An 18,300-nucleotide genomic window follows, 5' to 3' on the forward strand; every position below is an offset into this window, starting at 1 on the left:
GCGCGGAGGGTGTTCGCGTCCGACCGCCTCGCGCTAGCCGAGCGCTACACCGAGCTGCTGGCCACCGAAGGCGTCCTCCGCGGGCTGATCGGTCCCCGCGAGGCCCCGCGGCTGTGGGAGCGCCACGTCCTCAACTCGGCAGTGCTCGGTGAGGCGGTGCCGGACGGTGCTTCTGTCTGCGACGTCGGCACCGGCGCCGGTCTCCCGGGCCTGGTGCTGGCGATCGCCCGGCCGGACCTCGCGGTGACACTGGTGGAGCCGCTTCTGCGACGTACGACGTTCCTCGACGAGGTCGTGGCGGAGCTGGAGCTCAGCCACGTGACGGTCGTGCGCGGTCGTGCCGAGGACCTGCACGGCACGGCGACCTTCGACATCGTCACCTCGCGTGCCGTCGCCCCTCTCGAGCGGCTGCTCGGCTGGTCGATGCCGCTCGTGTCCCCCACTGGCGCGACGGTGGCCATGAAGGGTCGCTCGGTCCACGACGAGATCGCGGAGACGCGGGGCTTCTTGTCCACGTGGCGTTGCGGCGAGCCCGAGGTCTTCGAAGTGGGCGCCGGACTGCTTGATCCCCCCACCACGGTGGTGCGGGTGCCGTGGGCCGACCCATCCCGGATAGGTTGGCCCCTTGCCCGGAATCCCAAGCGGCGCCCCGGGCGTCGGGACCGTTCTGCGGTCGAGCGAGAGGTGAGCTGAGTTGAGCCAGGGCCCTAGTGACGACATGGGTTGGCGCAGCACGGGTAGTGACCCGTACCCGTTTTCCACCGCTCAGGAGGGCACCCCTGAGCGGGGATATCCACAGGATGGACCGCTTCATCCACAGGACGGGGAGCGCGCAGCTGTTTCACGTGAAACACCGACTGGCGATGTTTCACGTGAAACTCGACCCGCCTGGCAGGTGCGAACCGCCGGCGAGCTCGCAGGTCAGGACAACGACTTCGCCGACCAGGGCACGCCCCTGGCGCAGGCAGCCCAGCACTCGGTCCTGGCGCGCACCGGCGGCCTGCGGAGGCAGGGCGTACCCCGTCCGGACGGCACGAGGGTGCTCGTCGTCGCCAACCAGAAGGGCGGCGTCGGCAAGACCACCTCGACGGTCAACGTGGCTGCCGGCCTGGCGCAGCTCGGCCAGAAAGTCCTGGTCATCGACCTCGACCCGCAGGGCAACGCCTCGACGGCCCTCGGGATCGAGCACCACCGCGGGGTGCCGTCGACGTACGACATGCTCGTCGAGGGCGCTCCCCTCGCGGACGTGATGACCGAGTCGGCCGACCTCCCGGGCCTGTGGGTGGTCCCGGCGACGATCGACCTGGCCGGCGCCGAGATCGAGCTCGTCAGCGTGGTCGCGCGCGAGCAGCGGCTCGACCGTGCGATCGCCGCCCACCCTCTCGTCGGCAGCGCGGCTGAGATCGGTGAGGACCGCTTCGACTACGTCCTCGTCGACTGCCCCCCGTCGCTCGGGCTCCTCACGCTCAACGCGCTGGTCGCCGGTCGCGAGATGTTCATCCCGATCCAGGCGGAGTACTACGCCCTCGAGGGACTCGGCATGCTCCTCGAGACCGTCGAGATGGTGCGCCAGCACCTCAACCCACGCCTGGTCATCTCCACGATCCTGCTCACGATGTACGACGCCCGCACCCGTCTCGCCGCCGGCGTGGCCGACGAGGTCCGTGGCCACTTCGGTGACCAGGTCCTCAAGACGGCGGTGCCGCGGTCGGTCCGTGTCTCGGAGGCGCCGTCCTACGGCCAGACCGTGATGACCTACGATCCGGCGTCGGCGGGAGCGCTCTCCTACCTGGAGGCCGCCCGCGAGATCGCCAGCAAGGGAGCGCCCGCATGAACGAGGTCATGGCATGAGCAGCAACGCACCGCGGCGCGGCCTGGGGCGCGGCCTCGGGTCGCTGATCCCGACCGCTCCCAGCCAGCCTCTCCCGCCGCCGGCCGCGGCGGGCCCGGCCCCGTCCCCGGATGGCCCGAACGACCCGGCCACGATTGCCGCCTCTGCAAACGGGTCGCAGGCCGTGGACGGCACCGGCGCCGGCGCCTACTTCGCGGAGCTGCCCATCGCGCAGGTCCGTCCGAACGCCCGCCAGCCGCGGCAGGTCTTCGAGGAGGAGGCGCTCGCCGAGCTGGTGCACTCGATCCAGGAGGTCGGCCTCCTGCAGCCCGTCGTCGTACGCCGCACCGGCGAGGACGCGTACGAGCTGATCATGGGCGAGCGTCGGTGGCGCGCCTCCCAGCAGGCCGGTCGCGACACGATCCCCGCGATCGTGCGCGAGACCGATGACGACGACATGCTCCGCGACGCGCTGCTGGAGAACCTCCACCGCTCGCAGCTCAACCCGCTCGAGGAGGCCGCCGCCTACGGCCAGCTGCTCGAGGACTTCGGCTGCACCCACGACGAGCTGGCCCAGCGCATCGGCCGCTCGCGGCCGCAGATCTCCAACACGCTGCGGCTGCTGAAGCTGTCCCCCGCCGTCCAGCGTCGCGTTGCAGCCGGCGTCCTCTCCGCCGGGCACGCCCGTGCGCTCCTGTCCGTCGACGACGCCGGTCTCCAGGACAAGCTCGCGGCCCGGGTCACCGCGGAGGGCATCTCCGTACGTGGACTGGAAGAGATCGTCTCGCTGCGCACCGAGGAGGAGTCAGCTCCGCGCGTCCTGCGCCGGAAGCCCGTCGCCCCCGGCCTCGACGAGCTGGGAGAGCGTCTCTCCGACCGCTTCGAGACTCGCGTCAAGGTCGACCTCGGCAAGGCGAAGGGCAAGATCACGGTCGAGTTCGCCAGCCTCGACGACCTACGTCGGATCGTCGACATCATGGACCCGCGCAACCGCAACGACCGCCCCATCTGAGCCGCGCAGCCGACCGCGAGGCACGAGCGGTCGGTGTGGGCGCGGCCAGGTAGTGCAAGCGACACGGCGGAGCGAAGCGAGGCCGTACGAGCGCGTCGAAACCCCCTGGGGCGGGAAGAACCCCTGAGGGCGACGCGTGGATCACGGCATCCACGCTCATTGTCGACAAAGCCACACATCGACCTGTCGATGAATCGACGAAGCAACCTAGCGCTTTGTCTTCTTCGCCCGCTTCTCCGCCCGCTTGCGAGCGCGCTCGCGCTTCTCCTCGGCGTCGAGGCGAGCGGCCTCCTCGAGCGTGGGGGCGGAGCCGCCCATCGAGGCTGGCACCCACCACGAGCCAGGAGGCTGCTCGTCGGCGGGGTAGCCGGCGATGGTGTCGCGCAGCATCTGCGACATCTGGGCGTGGAGGCGGGCGGTGTCGCCGACGGGGTCGTCGCCGGTCGGGTGCATCGGCTCGCCGACCGTGATGGCGATCGTCTTGCCGCGGGAGAAGTCACGGGGGTGGTCCTTGGTCATCATCCGCTGCGTGCCCCACAGGATGACCGGCACGACGGGTACGCCGGCCTCCGCAGCGATGCGTACGGCCCCGGTCTTGAACTCCTTGAGCTCCATGGCCCGCGAGATGGTGGCCTCCGGGAAGATGCCGACGGCCTCGCCCTGGCGCAGGTGGTCGACAGCGGCGTGGAAGCTGGCGATCCCCTCGCCCCGGTCGACCTCGATGTGGTGCAGGGAGCGCATGAGCGGGCCGACCCACCGGTGGTCGAACAGCTCGCGCTTGGCCATGAAGCGCACCAGCCGGCCCGAGGGGTTGGCCGCAAGCCCGCCGTAGATGAAGTCGACGTAGCCGATGTGGTTGTAGGCAAGCAGGACACCACCCTCGCGGGGGACGTGCTCGGTGCCGCTCATCCGGAAGCTCTGGCCGAGGGCCTTGAAGGCCGCCTTGGCGGTGACGATGATCGGGGGGTAGGTCACATCGCGCATGCCGAGGAGCCTAGGGTCAGCCGACGGGTGGCCGCGACCCTTCGTGATCAGCGTCGCGTGGCGAGGAAGTCGGCGATCCGGCCGATGGCCTCCTCGAGGACCGACGCCTCGGGGAGCGTGACGAGCCTGAAGTGGTCGGTGTCGGGCCAGTTGAAGCCCGTCCCGTGCGTGACGAGGATCTTCTTGGCGCGCAGGAGCTCGATGACGAAGTCCTGGTCGTCGTCGATGGCGTAGACGTCCGGATCGAGGCGCGGGAAGCAGTAGAGGGCGCCGCGGGGCTTGACGTTGGTGACACCGGGGATCTCGTTGAGCAGCCGGTGGGCGAGCATCGACTGCTCGTAGAAGCGGCCACCGGGCCCGATCAGCTCCTCGATGGACTGGTAGCCGCCCAGGGCTGTCTGGATGGCGTGCTGGGCGGGCACGTTGGCGCACATCCGCATGTTGGCGATCAGCGTGAGGCCCTCCAGGAAGTCGGTGGCGATCTCCTTCGGACCGGAGATCATCACCCAGCCCGCGCGGTAGCCGCACACGCGGTAGGCCTTCGAGAGGCCGGAGAACGTCAGGCACAGCACGTCGTTGCCGCCGTACGTCGCCGCATGGTGGTGCTGCGCGTCCTCGAACAGGATCTTCTCGTAGATCTCGTCGGCCATGACGACGAGGTGGTGCCGCCGGGCGATGTCGACGAGCGCCTTGACCGTGCTGTCGCTGTAGACCGCGCCCGTGGGGTTGTTGGGGTTGATGATGACGATGGCGTGCGTGTTCTCGGTGATCTTCGACTCGATGTCGGCGAGGTCGGGGTTCCAGTCGGCCTCCTCGTCGCACCGGTAGTGCACCGGGATCCCGCCGGCGAGCGTCACGGCTCCCGTCCAGAGGGGGTAGTCGGGCGCCGGCACCAGGATCTCGTTGCCGTCGTCGACGAAGGCCTGCAGCACCATCGAGATCAGCTCGGAGACGCCGTTGCCGATGAAGATGTCCTCGACACCGACGTCGCGCAGGCCGTGCGACTGGTAGTAGTGCATGACCGCGGTGCGCGCCGACCAGATGCCCTGGCTGTCGGCGTACCCCTGCGACTGCGGCAGGTGGTGGATCATGTCGGCGAGGATCTGCTCCGGGGCCTCGAAGCCGAACGGCGCCGTGTTGCCGATGTTGAGCTTGAGGATCCGGTGGCCCTCGGCCTCGAGCCGCTGTGCCTCGACCAGGATCGGCCCGCGCACGTCGTAGCGGACACCTTGCAGCTTCTTGCTCTGTCGGATCGGGCGCACGCTTCATCCTCTCAGGCCGTTCCGGGACTAACATCGAGAGCGTGTCCCGCAAGACCGCGCGCCTGACCGTCGACCACCTCGCGGAGCTGGCCGACCCGGTGCGGTCGTGCCTGTTCTGGGAGCTCTCGCCCGTCGACCGGGCGCGGCTCGACCACGACGAGCGGATCGCGGAGAAGGAGAGCTGGCTCTCGACGGTGCTGCGCGACTGGGGCTCGTGCGGGCGGGTCGTACGCCTCGACGGGCGCACCGTCGGGCACATCGTCTACGCCCCGGCGGCGCGACTGCCCGGTGCGGCCACCCTGCCGACGGCCCCGGGCTCGCCCGACGCCATCATCGCGGCGACCGCGTGGGTCGAGCCGGGCCTGCGGAGGGGCGGCCTCGGCCGGCTGCTGGTGCAGGCGATGGCCGCCGACCTGGTCGAGCGCGGTCACTCCGCGATCGAGGCGTACGGCGACACGCGGGGGCAGACGACGGGATGCGTGCTGCCGGCCGAGTTCCTCGGCGGCGTGGGCTTCAAGACCCAGCGCGCGCACCCCACCACCCCGCGGATGCGGATGGAGCTGCGGACGGCGCTGAGCTGGAAGGACGAGGTCGAGCTCGCCCTCGAGAAGGTCTGGGGCGTCGTGCGCCCCACGCAGAAGGCGACCCGCCCGATCGGATCGGTGCGGGTCGCCTCTCGCGACTAGTGCCCTCGCTGGTCGAGTAGCCGCGAGGAACGAGCGGCGTATCGAGACCCTCGGATCTCGATACGGCTGTTCCGCGACTTCGTGCCTCAGTCGCGGGCCTACTCGATCTGGCCGCACGACGTCGTGCGCGCCAGCGCGCACGACTGCGCGTCACATCAGATGATGCCGTCGAGCTCCTTGAGGAGCGCAGCCTTGGGCTTGGCGCCCACGATGGACTTCACGACCTCGCCACCCTGGTAGACGTTGATCGTCGGGATGCCGGTGACGCGGTAGGACGAGGGGGTCACCGGGTTCTCGTCGACGTTCATCTTGAGGAACGTGAGCTTGTCACCGTGCTCGGCGTTGAGCTCGTCGAGGATCGGGGCGACCTGGCGGCACGGACCGCACCACTCAGCCCAGAAGTCGACCAGGACGGGCTTGTCGGACTTGAGGACCTGCGCCTCGAACTCGGCGTCGGTCACGGCGGCGATGTTGGCCACGGTTTGTGCCCCTTTCATGGGAGTCGTCTGGTGGGGATGTCCTGAGTCAACACCACTGCTCCGACACTTTGTTCCCGCCCGGTCCGACCGGGGTAGTCCACCGGGAACCGGCTGCGCAACGGCCGGTACGACGACCGAAGCCGGTGGAGTACCCCGCGCAATAGAGAAGCAACAACATTGTGTAGTCAATTCACGACATGACCGATCACACCGTCGTGCTCGACCGGATCCTCCACCTCGCGAGCCTCGTGCGGGCCGACCTCGCGCGCTTCGAGGAGCGAGGCGGGCTGACCTCGGCGCGGGTGCACCTGTTGTGGCTCCTCGGCGCGTCCGGGCCCAGCACGCAGCAGGCACTGGCCGTCGCGCTCGACGTCACCCCACGCAACGTCACCGGGCTGGTCGACGGACTCGTGAGCAGCGGCCACGTCACCCGCGAACCGCACCCGGCGGACCGTCGCGCCACCCTCGTCACGCCCACCGAGCAGGGTGCGCGCGCGATCGACGACCTGGTGGCCGGGCACCAGGAGCTCGCCGAGCGGCTGTTCGCCGATGTCGACAGCGACCGGCTGGCCGTGTTCGACGACGTGCTCGGCGCGACCGTCGAACGGTTCGCCGCGCTCATGGCGGCAGAGGGCGAGGCTGGGCGATGAGCCTCGTACGCCGGCTGCCGGGCCACGCGTGGCAGGTGCTGCTCGTCGAGCTGGCGCTCTACCGCGCCCTGGCGCGCTGGGTCGTCCGGCGCCCCGACGTGCCGGCCGGCACCACCCCCATCGGTCATGGCCAGCTGGCGGGGCCGATGCTGTGGCTGTGGATCTTCGGCTCGGCGGTCGAGGTGCTCGTCCTCGACCTCGTCCTGCACCGATGGGTCCCGTCGCTGCGGCTCCCGTTCCTCGTGCTGGGGGTGTGGGGCGTGCTGTGGATGCTCGGCCTGCTCGCGTCGACGCGCGTGCGTCCGCACCTGCTCGGTGACACGGAGCTGGTGGTGCGCAGCGGGGCGCGCACGCGTGTCGCCGTACCCCTGGCAGCGCTGGAGGGGACACGGGTGGTGAACCACGCGCTGCCCGGCACGGTGCGCTCGCTGCACGAGGACGACGGCCTGCTGCTCGTCGGCCTCGGGTCGGAGACCAACCTCGAGCTGGTCCTCTCGGCACCGACGACGCTGGCGACGTCGGCGGGGCCGCGCACGGTCAGCCGCGTGGGGCTGTGGGTCGACGAGCCGCGCGAGGCGGCGGTGGCGCTCAGGCGCCGGCTGTCTGCACCTGCTCGCTGATCTCCTGGACCGTCGCCGCAGCGTCACCGGCGGTGGACGCCGCGTGGTCGAGCGCGGCGATGAAGCGCTCCGCGTCGAGGGCTGCGGCGCAGCCGGTGCCGGCGGCCGTGATGGCCTGCCGGTAGTGGTGGTCGACCAGGTCGCCCGCGGCGAAGACGCCGGGAAGGTTCGTCCGGGTGGACGGGTGGTGCACCAGGACGTAGCCGTCGTCGTCGAGGTCGACCTGCCCGGTCAGCAGCTCCGAACGCGGGTCGTGGCCGATGGCGATGAAGAGCCCGGTGATGTCGAGCTGGCGCTCGTCACCCGTCACGGTGTCGCGCAGCGTGATCGACTCGAGCTTGTCGGCGCCGTTGATGGCGGCGACCTCGGAGTTCCAGACCATCTCGAGCTTGGGGTCGGCGAAGGCGCGCTCCTGCATGATCTTGGAGGCGCGCAGCTCGTCGCGACGGTGGATCAGGTAGACCTTGGACCCGAAGCGGGTGAGGAAGGTGGCCTCCTCGATGGCGGAGTCGCCGCCGCCGACGACGGCGATGGCCTGCTCGCGGAAGAAGAAGCCGTCGCAGGTGGCACACCACGAGACTCCCCGACCGGAGAGCTCCTCCTCGCGGGGCAGGCCGAGCTTGCGGTAGCCCGAACCGGTGGCGAGGATCACCGAGCGCGCGGTGTAGGTGTCGGTGGCGGTCTTCACGACCTTCACGTCGCCGGTCAGGTCGACCTCGACGATGTCGTCGGAGACCAGCTCGGCGCCGAACCGCTCGGCCTGGGCGCGCATCTCGTCCATCAGGGCCGGGCCCATGATGCCGTCGCGGAAGCCGGGGAAGTTCTCCACCTCGGTGGTGTTCATCAGCGCGCCGCCGGCGGTGACCGAGCCCTCGAAGACGAGCGGGTTGAGCGAGGCGCGAGCCGCGTAGACGGCGGCTGTGTAGCCCGAGGGCCCCGAGCCGATGATGATGACGTTGCGCGTCTCGGTGCTGGTGCTCATGTGGGTCAGTGACTCCTGCTGGCTTGCTGGAACGGGCTGGTGCGGTACGTCGTCCTCAACCGATCGTAGGCGACCGTTGTTCCACACCCACCCGCACCGCTCAGGGCGCGGGCAGCGTGATCGTACGCACCGGAACGGCCTCGCCGCACACGTAGAGCTCGACGCCCTGCGCCTCGCCGACGGGGCGACGGAACACGACCACCCCGCTGCGGCCGTCGACCTCCGCGGCGACCAGGGCGGCGGCCCGGCCCGGCCGCGGGACGGCACAGTCACGGAGTGCGTCGAGCGTGGCGAGCTGCTGGCGACGAGTGGTGCCCTCCGCCCGCAGGTCGAGGAGCTGGTCGTCGAGGCCGGCGTCCGCCGTGGACAGGCTCGGCAGGCCGGCGAAGGGTGTGGCGGGAGAGCTCTTCAACGACTCCGGCGCGGGCTCGGAGGCGGCACCGGAGTCACCGCCCTGGTCGGAGCCGGAGCTGGTGCTCGAGTCGCCGTTGGCGCCCCCGGCCTCGGATGAGTCGGGCGACTCGGCGAGCGAGGAGTCGGACTGAGAGCCGGCACTCGACTCGCCGGCGTCATCGCCGCCGCGGGGGAGGACCTGGCCGATCGCGACACCCGCGACGACGACGGAGGCGGCGGCCAGCAGGCCGATGCTCGCCACGCGGCGTCGGCGGGAGCCGAGGTCGACCACGCGTCCCGGCGAGCGGTCGTCGTGCTCGGTCGCGGGCCCGGCAGTGCGCTCGGACGCGCGCTCGGCCACCCGTTCGGACATGAGGGAGGCGAGGGTCTCGTCGAGGCGGGCGACGACGTCGGGAGGCGGTGGCCCGTCGTGACGGGCGTCCGCGAGCAGGCGGCGTACGGCCTCCTGCTCGGGTGGGAGTCCGGAGGACTCGGGCATCCGCGGTCACCTCCTCGGGTGTCAGGCTGCGGGGGACGTGCGCGGGGGACGGGTGGGGGCGGGGGTGGGGGCGGGGGGTGGGGGTGGGGGTGGGGGGTTGCTCAGGGCGCGGGAGGACCTCGTGGCCGCACGGTGGGTTGGACGGGTCCGTCAGGGGGCGGGTTCCCGTGAGGCGGGTCACCGGCCGGGTGGCGCAGGTCGGCGAGCAGCGCGGCGAGCTTGGTGCGACCGCGGGAGCATCGCGACTTCACGGTTCCCTCCGCGCAGCCCAGCATCTCGGCCACCTCGGCGACGGGGTAGCCCTCCATGTCGACGAGGACGAGCGCGGCACGCTGCTCGGCGGGCAGCGTGGCGAGCGCGTCGAGCACCCGACGGCGCTGCTCGACCTCCTCCGCGACCGCCTCGGGCTGGTCGTCGTGCACGGCGGTCGCCACCACGGTGCCGCGGTCCTCGACGTCGTCCGGCATGGACTCGAAGCGGCGGATCTTCGCGGCCCGGAGGCGGTCGAGGCAGGCGTTGACGACGACGCGGTGCAGCCACGTGGTCACGGCGGCGTCACCGCGGAAGGAGCCCGCCCGCCGGAAGGCGGCGATCATGCCGTCCTGGAGCCCGTCGGCGGCGTCCTCGGGGTTGCCCATCGTGCGGAGCGCGACCGCCCACAACCGGTCGCGGTGGCGGGCGAACAGCTCGCCGAAGGCGGCGGCGTCGCCGTCGACGTGGGCCTGGAGCAGGTCCCGGTCGGAGCGCTCGTCGCTCGTCGGGGTGTGGCTCACCCGAGCACCTGCACCTCGGTGATCGTGCCGCGGAACCCGTCAGCCACCTGCGGCAGCAGCGTCAACCAGACGGTGACGAACTGGCCCGACACCGGCTCCGTGAGGTCGATCGTCAGCTCGCCGTCGCCGGAGGCGGTCCCGACGGGGGTCAGCCCGGACACCCCCGCGGGGGGCTCCGAGGTGACGTACGCCGCCAGGGAGGTCTGGCCACCCGCCGTGGTGACCAGGACCTGGCGGACGGCCTTGGTCGTGCCGAGGTCGATGACGAGACCGACGCCGGTCTTGAGCCCGCCGGGACCGAAGTTCTGCTCGTAGGTCGAGGTGGACCACGAGGTCGCGGGATCGCCGTCGAGGACGTTGGGCACCGAGTCCGGGTTCTCCTCCCGCGGAGCCGCTCCCTGCGGGTCGAAGTCGTCGGCGGTCAGGTCGGCGAACGGCGTCGGCGCGGCGACGCTCGGGGTGGTCGTGGACGTGGGCTCCTCGCTGGAGCCGGGCGTCGGTGGCTTCAGTCCGAGCTGGTACGCCGCGACCGCCGCCACGCCGACGAGCAGGCAGATCCCCACGATGATCGCCAGCCGGATCCAGGTGCGTCCCGGCACCTGGTCGCCCGTGTCGTCGAACCCGTCGCCGGTGTCCCACCGGTCCTCCGACCACGAGCCGGAGGACCACGACCCGGTGTCGCGGCCCGCCGGGCGCACCCCCGAGTCGCGGTTCGGGTCCACGCCGGAGTCGTGGCTGGAGTCCCATGGCCAGTACTCCGGGTTGGTGACGGCGCGGCTGCCCGGGCGGGGACGGCGTACGGGCTCGCCCTCCGGCGGGTCGGGCGCGAAGAGCGGCTTGGGCGTCGGGTCGGCGAAGGGCGGCGGCGGGGCCGGCTTCTCGGTGCGCGCGCGGAGCCAGTCGACCTCGTCGTCGTCGTGGAAGACCGGCATCCCGGCCTGCGTGGGCAGGTCGGTGCTCGGCGGCGCCGGGTCGTCGGCGGGCGGCTCCTCGGCCCGGACGGCGGTCGTCACCTCGGGCTCTGGCTCGCCCGGCGAGTCGGGGGGCAGGTCGGGCACCTCTGCGTCGGCTCCCGGCTCGAGGTCGGCCGCCGGCACGACCGGCACCACCGTGGTGGGGGCGACGGACGAGGTGGGCGGCGGGGTGGCGAGGGAGGGGGCCGGCTGGTGGTTCGGCTGGTGGTTCGGCCGCGCGCCCGGGACCACGACGTGGGTGCCGGTCATCTCGCCGACGTGCTCGAGGAGGAGGTCGCGGATGCTGCGCGCGGACGGGTGCGGGCGGTCGGACTCCCGCTGCGGGTTGAGCACCTGGTCGCACAGGGCGTCGAGCACGCGCGGGATGCCGGCCCGGACCCGACGCGGGCGCAGCACCTCGCCGTGCACCTCGGGGGCGGGCGGCAACGCCGACGGCGAGACCCCGGCCCACTTGCCGGTGAGCGCGCAGTAGAGGAGGCCGGCGAGGTCGATCTCGTCGACGTTGACCCGGCCCGCGGGCAGGCCGCGGAGCGCCGCCTCGACGCCGAAGCCGATGATCCGCACTTGCCCGTGCTGGTCGATCAGCACGTGCTCGGGGGTCAGGCAGCCGTGGGCGAGGCCGGCGTCATGGGCCTCGACGAGGCTGTCGGCGACCTCGGCCACCAGCCAGGCCGCACGACGGGGGGCGAGCGGTCCCTCGCGGGTGAGCAGGATGTCGAGGGAGTCGCCCTGACCCCACTCGTTGACGACGAAGCAGCGCCCGTCGGCGGCCTCGGCGTCGAGGACCCGCAGCAGCCGCCGGTCGATGACGGGCCCGGTGCGGCGCGCCGCCTCGAGGAGCGGCTGGGCGCGGTCGTCGTCCGCGGCGAGGATGTGCACGGCCACCGGGCGGTGGAGGACGAGGTCGTGCGCGCGCCAGAACCGACCCGCCCCGGACTCGGCGAGGAGGTCGTCGAGGCGGTAGCGCCCGGCGAGCACGTCACCCGCCTGCATCGACATCGGCACCGCTCACCCCACCTTCCTCGCCTGTCCCACTGCTGAGGCCACTCTAAGGAGTCTCACCCGCGCCGGAGGCGCGCCGCGACGGTGTCGACCAGGCTGGTGACCTCGCGCACCCGCAGCAGGCGGGCCCCGGCGAGGAAGATCAGCAGCCCGGCCGCAGCGCTCAGGCCGCCGCGCAGCAGAGACGGGAACGGTCCGGGGTACTCGCCCATCCCGGCGAGGGCGCGCTCCACCCCCCAGGCGGCGGCGCCGGTGAACGCCAGCACCAGCGCCATCCGCACCAGGAACCGGAGCAGCTGCGGGGTCTCCAGGCCGCCGACCGTGCGGCGCAGGAGCACGAAGCTCACGACCGCGCCGACGGTGTACGACGCCAGGTAGGCGACGACGAGCATGGGCGCCGTGTCCTCCGGCGGCCGGGAGGGCACCAGCAGGAGGGCGACGACGACGTTGGTCGCCGACACCGCAAGCTGGATGAAGAAGACCAGTCGCGTCATCTCCATGGCGTAGAAGCCGCGGAGCATGAAGTAGTGGATGGTGAAGACGACCAGCGCGGGTCCGAAGACCGCCAGCGTCGGGGCGAAGGCGGCTGCCTCCTCCGGGTTGTCCCAACCGAAGGCGAAGCCGGCGACGTCGCCCGCCGTGATCGGCAGCAGCAACGCGAACGGCAGCACCAGGGCGAGCGCCGTGCGGAGCGTCGACCCGACGGTGCGGCCCAGCTCGGGCAGCCGTCCCTCGTGGGCATAGGACGAGATCTGCGGCAGGATCGCGGTCGCCAGCGAGACCGTGACGATGGCGTGCGGCACCATCATGATCAGCAGGCTGTTGGAGTAGACGAGGTAGCCGGTGCCGTTGCCGCCGTCGACGGTGCCGCCCGACGCCAGCTTGACCACGACGAGGTACGCCGCCTGGGTGACGACCACGAACAGCACCGTCCAGCTGCCCAGGGACAGCGTCTTCGCCAGCTCGGGATCACGGAAGTCGAAGCGGGGCCGGTACCTGAATCCCGAGGCGCGCAGGTAGGGCACGAGGACGAGGAACTGGACCACGATCCCCAGCGTCGAGCCGAGGCCGAGCATGACCTCCTGGCTGGTGCTGAGCGCCTCGGTCCGGGCCGGGCCGTCCCCGGTCGGTCCGAAGACGATGAGGTAGGTGACCAGCATCAGGACCGACAGCAGGTTGTTGGCGATCGGCGCCCACATCATCGGACCGAAGCGCTCGCGCGCGTTGAGGATCTGCCCGACGAGGACGTACATGCCGTAGAAGAAGACCTGCGGCAGGCACCAGCGAGTCAGGTTGACGATCGACTCGAGCTGGGTGACCCGGTCCGGGTCGAGGTAGCGACTGTCGAGGTAGAGGCGCAGCAGCAGCGGTGCAGCGACGACGAGGATGATCGTCACGATCCCCAGGAAGATCGCCGAGAGGGTGATGACCCGGCTGGCGTAGGCGTCGCCGCCGTCGTCGTCCTCCTTGATCCGCCGGACCAGCTGCGGCACCAGCACCGCGTTGAAGATCCCTCCGGCCAGGAGGATGTAGACCATGTTGGGCAGCGTGTTGGCGATCGCGAAGAGGTCGCCCCGCAGCCCGGAGCCGAGGGCGACCACCAGCAGCGTGGCGCGCACGTAGCCCGACGCGCGGGACAGGACGGTGCCCGCCGCCATGACCGCCGACGAGGCCAGGACCTTCTGGTCGCTCACGAGCGCTCCACCGCCGGGCTCCCCGCTGCCGGCCCGTCCGCCGGCTCGGGGTCGGTCACGCGGTCGGTCGCGGCGTCTTGCTCGGGGTCGATCTCGGGCTCCGGCTCGCTGTCGGCGGCGGCGAGCTGGGCGCGACGGGCCCGGATCTGGCCCGGCAGGCGGTAGCCGATCATCCCGAACAGCACGAGTGCACCGAGGGCCATCACGATCCAGATGATCGCGCTCACCCGGGCGGCCCGGATGGGCAGCGAGTCGAAGGACCCGAGCGGCACGCCGTCGAGGCTGGTGACCGCGAGCCGGACGTTGTGCACGCCCGCTCGGCTGGTGGTGGCCTCGAACCGGACGACGCTGCGCGCGCCGGGACCGAGACGTCGTACGCCGCCACCGCTGAGCGTCAGCTCGCCGTCGGTCCGCACCTGCACCTGCACCTCCACCGGCTGGTCGAGGCCGTTGACAAGCGTGACCCCCAGGGGGCCGGAGTCGCTGGACAGGGTCACCGCGGGGGGCGCCTCGATCTCGATCCTGCCGAGGTCGGCCCGCATCGACTCCTCGACCCGCTCGGCCGCGCCCACGGCGAGCCCGGGTCGCTCGCGGTGCTGCTCGGACAGGGTGACCAGCAGCTCGTCGCGCACCTGCGCCTCGATTGTCGTCACCGGGATCACCACCTGCTCCAGCAGCGTGGCCGCCTCGCCGGCGCGGTTGGCCGCGGAGAAGGCCTCGGGACCGAGCTCTTCGGCGATGTCGTCGTCGGTGTAGGACAGGTTCGCGGCCGGGACGCCCTTGGGCGTGCGGGCGGCGATGTCCCCGAGGGGGACCAGGTCGAGCCACGACTGCTCGAGGTCGGTGAAGAACGACGCGGCGTCCTCGCCGCGCCACACCGTGGGCAGCGTGACGACCAGCGGCGCGGTGTCGTCGGCCTCCAGGCGGAGGGCCGCCTCGCTGAGCAGCCGCTGCCGCAGCGCGAGGGGGTCGTTCGACGCGGTCGGGCCGGGACCGCCCGCCTCCGCGCCGGTGCTGGTGATCACCACCTCGTGCCCGAGCAGCTTGACGACGGACGTCGGACTGGTGGGCGGGATGGCGAAGGCGTTGTCCCCCAGCAGGATCGTCGTGCCCAGCGGCACGGCGGTGATGGCTTCGGGGCTGAGCAGGTCGTTCTCCGGCGCGACGGTCGGCTGGGACGGCAGCGTGAGGGCGACCATCACCTCGGCGCTGCGCGCGACCGCCTGGTCGAAGCGGGTGCGGTCGTTGCGGATCGATGCGGAGACGTCGATGTCGCCGTAGGGCAGCGTGAGCACCGGTGTCGCGCCCACGAGCAACCGGAACCGCTCCAGCCACGCGGAGGCGGAGGCGGCCAGCTGCGCCTCCTCGTCCGTGGGCTCCTCGGTGGGGACCGGCTGGGTCGGGGTGAGCGTCTCGCCCGGCGTGGTCGGCGTCTCGTCGCCGTCCTCCGACGGCTCGACGGGTGCCGGCTCCTGGCCGGGCACGTTGGGGTCGGGGGTGAGGGTGCGCGGCGGGTTGCCCTTCGCCAGGCGCGCCAGCGCGTGGAGGACGGCGGGGTCGACCAGCCAGCTGTACGGCGCGGAGCCGGCGGAGTCGGCCATGTCGAGCACGCCGTCGAGGCTGCCTCCCTCCTCGAGCCGTCGGGCCCAGCGCTCGGTTCCGGCCACGGAGCCGTCCTCGTCGAACCACACGCGGCTGCGGATCGGCAGGATCACCGACGCCTCCCGCGCCTGGGCGCCGCCGGACGGCACGCGGGGGATGAACGTGCGGGCCCGGCCGTCGGCGACGAAGTCGCGCGGCACCGAGCTGTCGCCGATCGCGTGGATGCCGATCCAGTAGACGCCCGGCTCGCCGGAGGTGGCCAGGAGCTCGACGGGGACGGAGTCGGTGAACGTGGCTGAGGCGCCCGGCGCCAGCTCGTCGATCGTGTCGAAGGTGCCGGGCACCGTCACCCGGTCGCCGACGAACAGGTTGGGGTCGATCAGGGCGGACTGCGAGAGGCTGAGCGGGTCGAGGATCGGCTGCTCGGAGGAGAAGGCGTGCAGGTTGACCCGGGTGAAGGTGTCGTCGCTGACGTTGGTGACGGTCCCGGCGATGTCCACGTCGCCGCTGACCGGCAGGACCGGGGTCATGGCGTCGATGTGGACGAGGAGCGGGTCGCCGTCCTTGGCCGGAGCGGGGGCCGCGGCGGGTGCGAGTGCTCCCGCACCGGGCGCGAGGAGACCCGCGCTCGCGACGCCGAAGGTGAGGAGCCCCGCCAGGGCAGCACGGAACGACGACGAGCGGGGCACGCACCGATGCTAGTTGTTCGGCACCACCGGGCCGGCACGTAGAGTGGCCTGTCGTGTCCGACGCCGCACTGCAACCCCTCACGATCGTCGAGATCCAGCGCCGGGTCGGCGAGGAGCTGGACCGCATCGGGTCGGTCATCGACGAGCTCGGCACCCTGTTCACCGACGCCGGTGAGGAGCTGGCGCTGGTCGGCGGACCGGTCCGCGACGCGATGATCGGGCGGCTCCAGAACGACCTCGACTTCACCACCTCCGCGCGGCCCGACGTCACCGAGCGCCTCGTCTCCGACTGGGCCGACGCCGTGTGGGACATGGGCCGCGACTTCGGCACGATCGGTTGCCGCAAGGGACCGTGGCAGGTCGAGATCACCACCTACCGCTCCGAGAGCTACGACCCCTCCTCGCGCAAGCCCGACGTCGACTTCGGTGACTCCCTCGAGGGCGACCTCGGTCGCCGCGACTTCAGCGTCAACTCGATGGCGGTGCGGGTGCCGGGCCGCGAGTTCGTCGACCCGTTCGGCGGGATCGTCGACCTGGCCGAGCGGGTGCTGCGCACCCCCGGCACCCCCGAGGACTCCTTCTCCGACGACCCGCTGCGGATGATGCGCGCGGCCCGCTTCGCGGCCCAGCTGGGCTTCGCCGTCGCCCCCGAGGTCGTCGAGGCGATGACCTCGATGGCCGGCCGGATCGAGATCATCTCGGCCGAGCGGGTCCGCGACGAGCTGGTGAAGCTGGTGTGCGCCCCGCATCCGCGCCTCGGGCTCACGCTGCTCGTCGAGACCGGCCTGGCGTCGTACGTCCTGCCCGAGCTGCCCGCCCTCGCCCTCGAGCGCGACGAGCACCACCGTCACAAGGACGTCTACGAGCACACCCTCACGGTCCTCGAGCAGTCGATCGACCTCGAGCACCGCCTGGGCGGCGGACCCGACTTCGTCGCCCGCTTCGCCGCGCTGATGCACGACGTCGGCAAGCCGCGGACCCGCCGCTTCGAGACCGGCGGCGTCGTGACGTTCCACCACCACGACGTCGTCGGGGCCAAGCTGACCCGCAAGCGGATGAAGGCGCTCCGCTTCTCCAACCACGACATCGAGGCGGTCTCGCGCCTGGTCGAGCTGCACCTGCGCTTCCACGGCTACGGCTCGGGGGAGTGGACCGACAGCGCCGTACGCCGCTACGTCCGCGACGCCGGCGACCAGCTCGAGCGGCTGCACATCCTCACCCGCGCCGACTGCACCACCCGCAACCAGCGCAAGGCCGACCGCCTGCGGCGGACGTACGACTCGCTCGAGGAGCGGATCGCCCGGCTGTCGGAGCAGGAGGAGCTGGCCTCGATCCGGCCCGACCTCGACGGCAACCAGATCATGCAGCTCCTCGACATCGGCCCCGGTCGCGAGGTGGGCCAGGCCTACGCCTTCCTCCTCGAGCTCCGGATGGACGAGGGCCCGCAGACCCCCGAGCAGGCCGAGGCCGCGCTGCGCGCCTGGTGGGCCGCTCGTTCCTGAGCGGTCTCAGGCGCTGCGGTCGCGGACCGCGGCGTCGAGCCAGGCCGGGAAGGCCGACAGGTCGTCGAGGACGACGTCGGTGCCGGCCGCCTCGAGCTCGGCCCGCGTGCACCCGCCGGTCAGCACCGACACGCTGAGCACGTCGGCGGCGCGGGCGCCTTCGACGTCGTGCACGTGGTCGCCGACGTAGGCGAGGGCCCCCTCGCGGCGCAGGACCTCGGCCTTGCCCACGCCCCACACCCAGCTCTCGAGGTGGTCGGCCTCGAGGCCGAGGTGGTCGAGGTGCAGCTGCGCGTTGGGGCCGTACTTCCCGGTGACGACGAGCACCCTGCCCCCGTGGGCGCGCACCGCCGCGAACGCCTCGTGGGCCCCGGCCAGGGCGGGCACCGTCGTGATCGCGTGGTCGGGGTAGAGCGCGCGGAACCGGTCACCCGCCGGGCCGACCTGGTGCGGCGGCAGGTGGGGTGCGAGGAGGTGGTCGAGGGGCGGGCCGAGCCGCGCCGTCATCTCCTCGACCGGGAAGTCCACGCCGAGCTCGGCGCCGAGCGCGAGCAGCACCTGGCGGAACCCGGCCGCGGTGTCGATCAGGGTGAGGTCGAGGTCGAAGCCGACCACGAGAGGGGTGCGTGCGGTCACGGCGGCGAGCGTACGCACCACCCTCCCGCA

17 protein-coding genes are annotated in these 18,300 nt (G+C 72.0%); 7 read left to right on the top strand and 10 right to left on the bottom strand.

The window, feature by feature from the left end; all coding sequences use genetic code 11:
* The first annotated feature begins 9 nt into the window (after positions 1-9).
* The 3 genes from rsmG to JOD65_RS03080 all read left to right on the top strand — a co-directional run bounded on the left by rsmG (position 10) and on the right by JOD65_RS03080 (position 2,843).
* Positions 10-693, top strand: coding sequence for a 16S rRNA (guanine(527)-N(7))-methyltransferase RsmG (gene rsmG / locus JOD65_RS03070; protein WP_191193812.1), 684 nt, complete (start codon positions 10-12; stop codon positions 691-693).
* A 202-nt stretch (positions 694-895) separates the two neighbouring features.
* Complete coding sequence (locus JOD65_RS03075; RefSeq protein WP_307820897.1) at positions 896-1,834, top strand: ParA family protein; 939 nt, start codon at positions 896-898, stop codon at positions 1,832-1,834.
* 13 nt (positions 1,835-1,847) lie between these two features.
* Positions 1,848-2,843, top strand: coding sequence for a ParB/RepB/Spo0J family partition protein (locus JOD65_RS03080; RefSeq protein WP_191193810.1), 996 nt, complete (start codon positions 1,848-1,850; stop codon positions 2,841-2,843).
* Between the two features lie 207 nt (positions 2,844-3,050).
* Here the strand turns inward: JOD65_RS03080 and JOD65_RS03085 are convergent, their stop codons facing one another.
* Together JOD65_RS03085 and JOD65_RS03090 are read right to left on the bottom strand one after the other, a co-directional pair.
* Complete coding sequence (locus tag JOD65_RS03085; RefSeq protein ID WP_191193809.1) at positions 3,051-3,827, bottom strand: lysophospholipid acyltransferase family protein; 777 nt, start codon at positions 3,825-3,827, stop codon at positions 3,051-3,053.
* A 47-nt stretch (positions 3,828-3,874) separates the two neighbouring features.
* Positions 3,875-5,089, bottom strand: coding sequence for a pyridoxal phosphate-dependent aminotransferase (locus JOD65_RS03090; RefSeq protein WP_191193808.1), 1,215 nt, complete (start codon positions 5,087-5,089; stop codon positions 3,875-3,877).
* A gap of 41 nt (positions 5,090-5,130) precedes the next feature.
* Between JOD65_RS03090 and JOD65_RS03095 the strand changes: the two genes are divergently transcribed.
* Positions 5,131-5,775 (top strand): GNAT family N-acetyltransferase, encoded by a 645-nt coding sequence (locus JOD65_RS03095; protein WP_191193807.1) that lies wholly within the window; start codon positions 5,131-5,133, stop codon positions 5,773-5,775.
* 155 nt (positions 5,776-5,930) lie between these two features.
* Here the strand turns inward: JOD65_RS03095 and trxA are convergent, their stop codons facing one another.
* A complete protein-coding gene (trxA, locus tag JOD65_RS03100) occupies positions 5,931-6,272 on the bottom strand; it encodes a thioredoxin (protein ID WP_204810924.1) in 342 nt (113 codons plus the stop codon).
* Positions 6,273-6,451: 179 nt separating this feature from the next.
* On the opposite strand from trxA, the gene JOD65_RS03105 reads away from it, so the two are divergent.
* The gene (locus JOD65_RS03105) at positions 6,452-6,904 is read left to right on the top strand and encodes a MarR family winged helix-turn-helix transcriptional regulator (RefSeq protein ID WP_191193806.1); all 453 of its coding nucleotides are present in this window, start codon (positions 6,452-6,454) and stop codon (positions 6,902-6,904) included.
* Positions 6,901-7,524, top strand: a complete 624-nt coding sequence (locus tag JOD65_RS03110) for a hypothetical protein (RefSeq protein WP_191193805.1) — start codon at positions 6,901-6,903, stop codon at positions 7,522-7,524. Before JOD65_RS03105 ends, JOD65_RS03110 begins: the two co-directional genes overlap by 4 nt.
* Here the strand turns inward: JOD65_RS03110 and trxB are convergent.
* The 6 genes from trxB to JOD65_RS23035 form a co-directional block, all read right to left on the bottom strand.
* Positions 7,493-8,506 (bottom strand): thioredoxin-disulfide reductase, encoded by a 1,014-nt coding sequence (gene trxB / locus JOD65_RS03115; RefSeq protein WP_191193804.1) that lies wholly within the window; start codon positions 8,504-8,506, stop codon positions 7,493-7,495. The genes JOD65_RS03110 and trxB overlap by 32 nt on opposite strands.
* Positions 8,507-8,606: 100 nt before the next feature.
* Positions 8,607-9,398, bottom strand: coding sequence for a hypothetical protein (locus JOD65_RS03120; RefSeq protein WP_191193803.1), 792 nt, complete (start codon positions 9,396-9,398; stop codon positions 8,607-8,609).
* A gap of 101 nt (positions 9,399-9,499) precedes the next feature.
* On the bottom strand, positions 9,500-10,171 hold the full coding sequence (gene sigM / locus JOD65_RS03125) for an RNA polymerase sigma factor SigM (protein ID WP_191193802.1): 672 nt from the start codon (positions 10,169-10,171) through the stop codon (positions 9,500-9,502).
* Positions 10,168-12,144, bottom strand: coding sequence for a protein kinase family protein (locus JOD65_RS03130; protein WP_191193801.1), 1,977 nt, complete (start codon positions 12,142-12,144; stop codon positions 10,168-10,170). Before JOD65_RS03130 ends, sigM begins: the two co-directional genes overlap by 4 nt.
* A gap of 59 nt (positions 12,145-12,203) precedes the next feature.
* Entirely contained in the window at positions 12,204-13,841 is a 1,638-nt protein-coding gene (murJ, locus tag JOD65_RS23030; RefSeq protein WP_307820898.1) for a murein biosynthesis integral membrane protein MurJ, read from the bottom strand.
* Entirely contained in the window at positions 13,838-16,132 is a 2,295-nt protein-coding gene (locus tag JOD65_RS23035; protein WP_191193800.1) for a DUF6049 family protein, read from the bottom strand. The genes murJ and JOD65_RS23035 overlap by 4 nt, the downstream gene beginning before the upstream one ends.
* 92 nt (positions 16,133-16,224) lie before the next feature.
* On the opposite strand from JOD65_RS23035, the gene JOD65_RS03140 reads away from it, so the two are divergent.
* Positions 16,225-17,634 (top strand): CCA tRNA nucleotidyltransferase, encoded by a 1,410-nt coding sequence (locus JOD65_RS03140; RefSeq protein ID WP_443678559.1) that lies wholly within the window; start codon positions 16,225-16,227, stop codon positions 17,632-17,634.
* Positions 17,635-17,640: 6 nt separating this feature from the next.
* Here the strand turns inward: JOD65_RS03140 and JOD65_RS03145 are convergent, their stop codons facing one another.
* On the bottom strand, positions 17,641-18,270 hold the full coding sequence (locus JOD65_RS03145) for an HAD family hydrolase (protein ID WP_191193798.1): 630 nt from the start codon (positions 18,268-18,270) through the stop codon (positions 17,641-17,643).
* Positions 18,271-18,300: the final 30 nt, after the last annotated feature.

The sequence above is a fragment of the Nocardioides cavernae genome (genome assembly GCF_016907475.1).
Lineage (GTDB): Bacteria > Actinomycetota > Actinomycetes > Propionibacteriales > Nocardioidaceae > Nocardioides > Nocardioides cavernae.

What these genes read in the sequence shown, in the direction of transcription:
- JOD65_RS03085 (WP_191193809.1), bottom strand. Translation starts at nt 3,827, where the DNA reads ATGCGCGATGTGACCTACCCCCCGATCATCGTCACCGCCAAGGCGGCC.
- trxA (WP_204810924.1), bottom strand. Translation starts at nt 6,272, where the DNA reads ATGAAAGGGGCACAAACCGTGGCCAACATCGCCGCCGTGACCGACGCC.
- JOD65_RS03105 (WP_191193806.1), top strand. Translation starts at nt 6,452, where the DNA reads ATGACCGATCACACCGTCGTGCTCGACCGGATCCTCCACCTCGCGAGC.
- JOD65_RS03130 (WP_191193801.1), bottom strand. Translation starts at nt 12,144, where the DNA reads ATGTCGATGCAGGCGGGTGACGTGCTCGCCGGGCGCTACCGCCTCGAC.
- JOD65_RS03120 (WP_191193803.1), bottom strand. Translation starts at nt 9,398, where the DNA reads ATGCCCGAGTCCTCCGGACTCCCACCCGAGCAGGAGGCCGTACGCCGC.
- JOD65_RS03080 (WP_191193810.1), top strand. Translation starts at nt 1,848, where the DNA reads ATGAGCAGCAACGCACCGCGGCGCGGCCTGGGGCGCGGCCTCGGGTCG.
- JOD65_RS03110 (WP_191193805.1), top strand. Translation starts at nt 6,901, where the DNA reads ATGAGCCTCGTACGCCGGCTGCCGGGCCACGCGTGGCAGGTGCTGCTC.
- trxB (WP_191193804.1), bottom strand. Translation starts at nt 8,506, where the DNA reads ATGAGCACCAGCACCGAGACGCGCAACGTCATCATCATCGGCTCGGGG.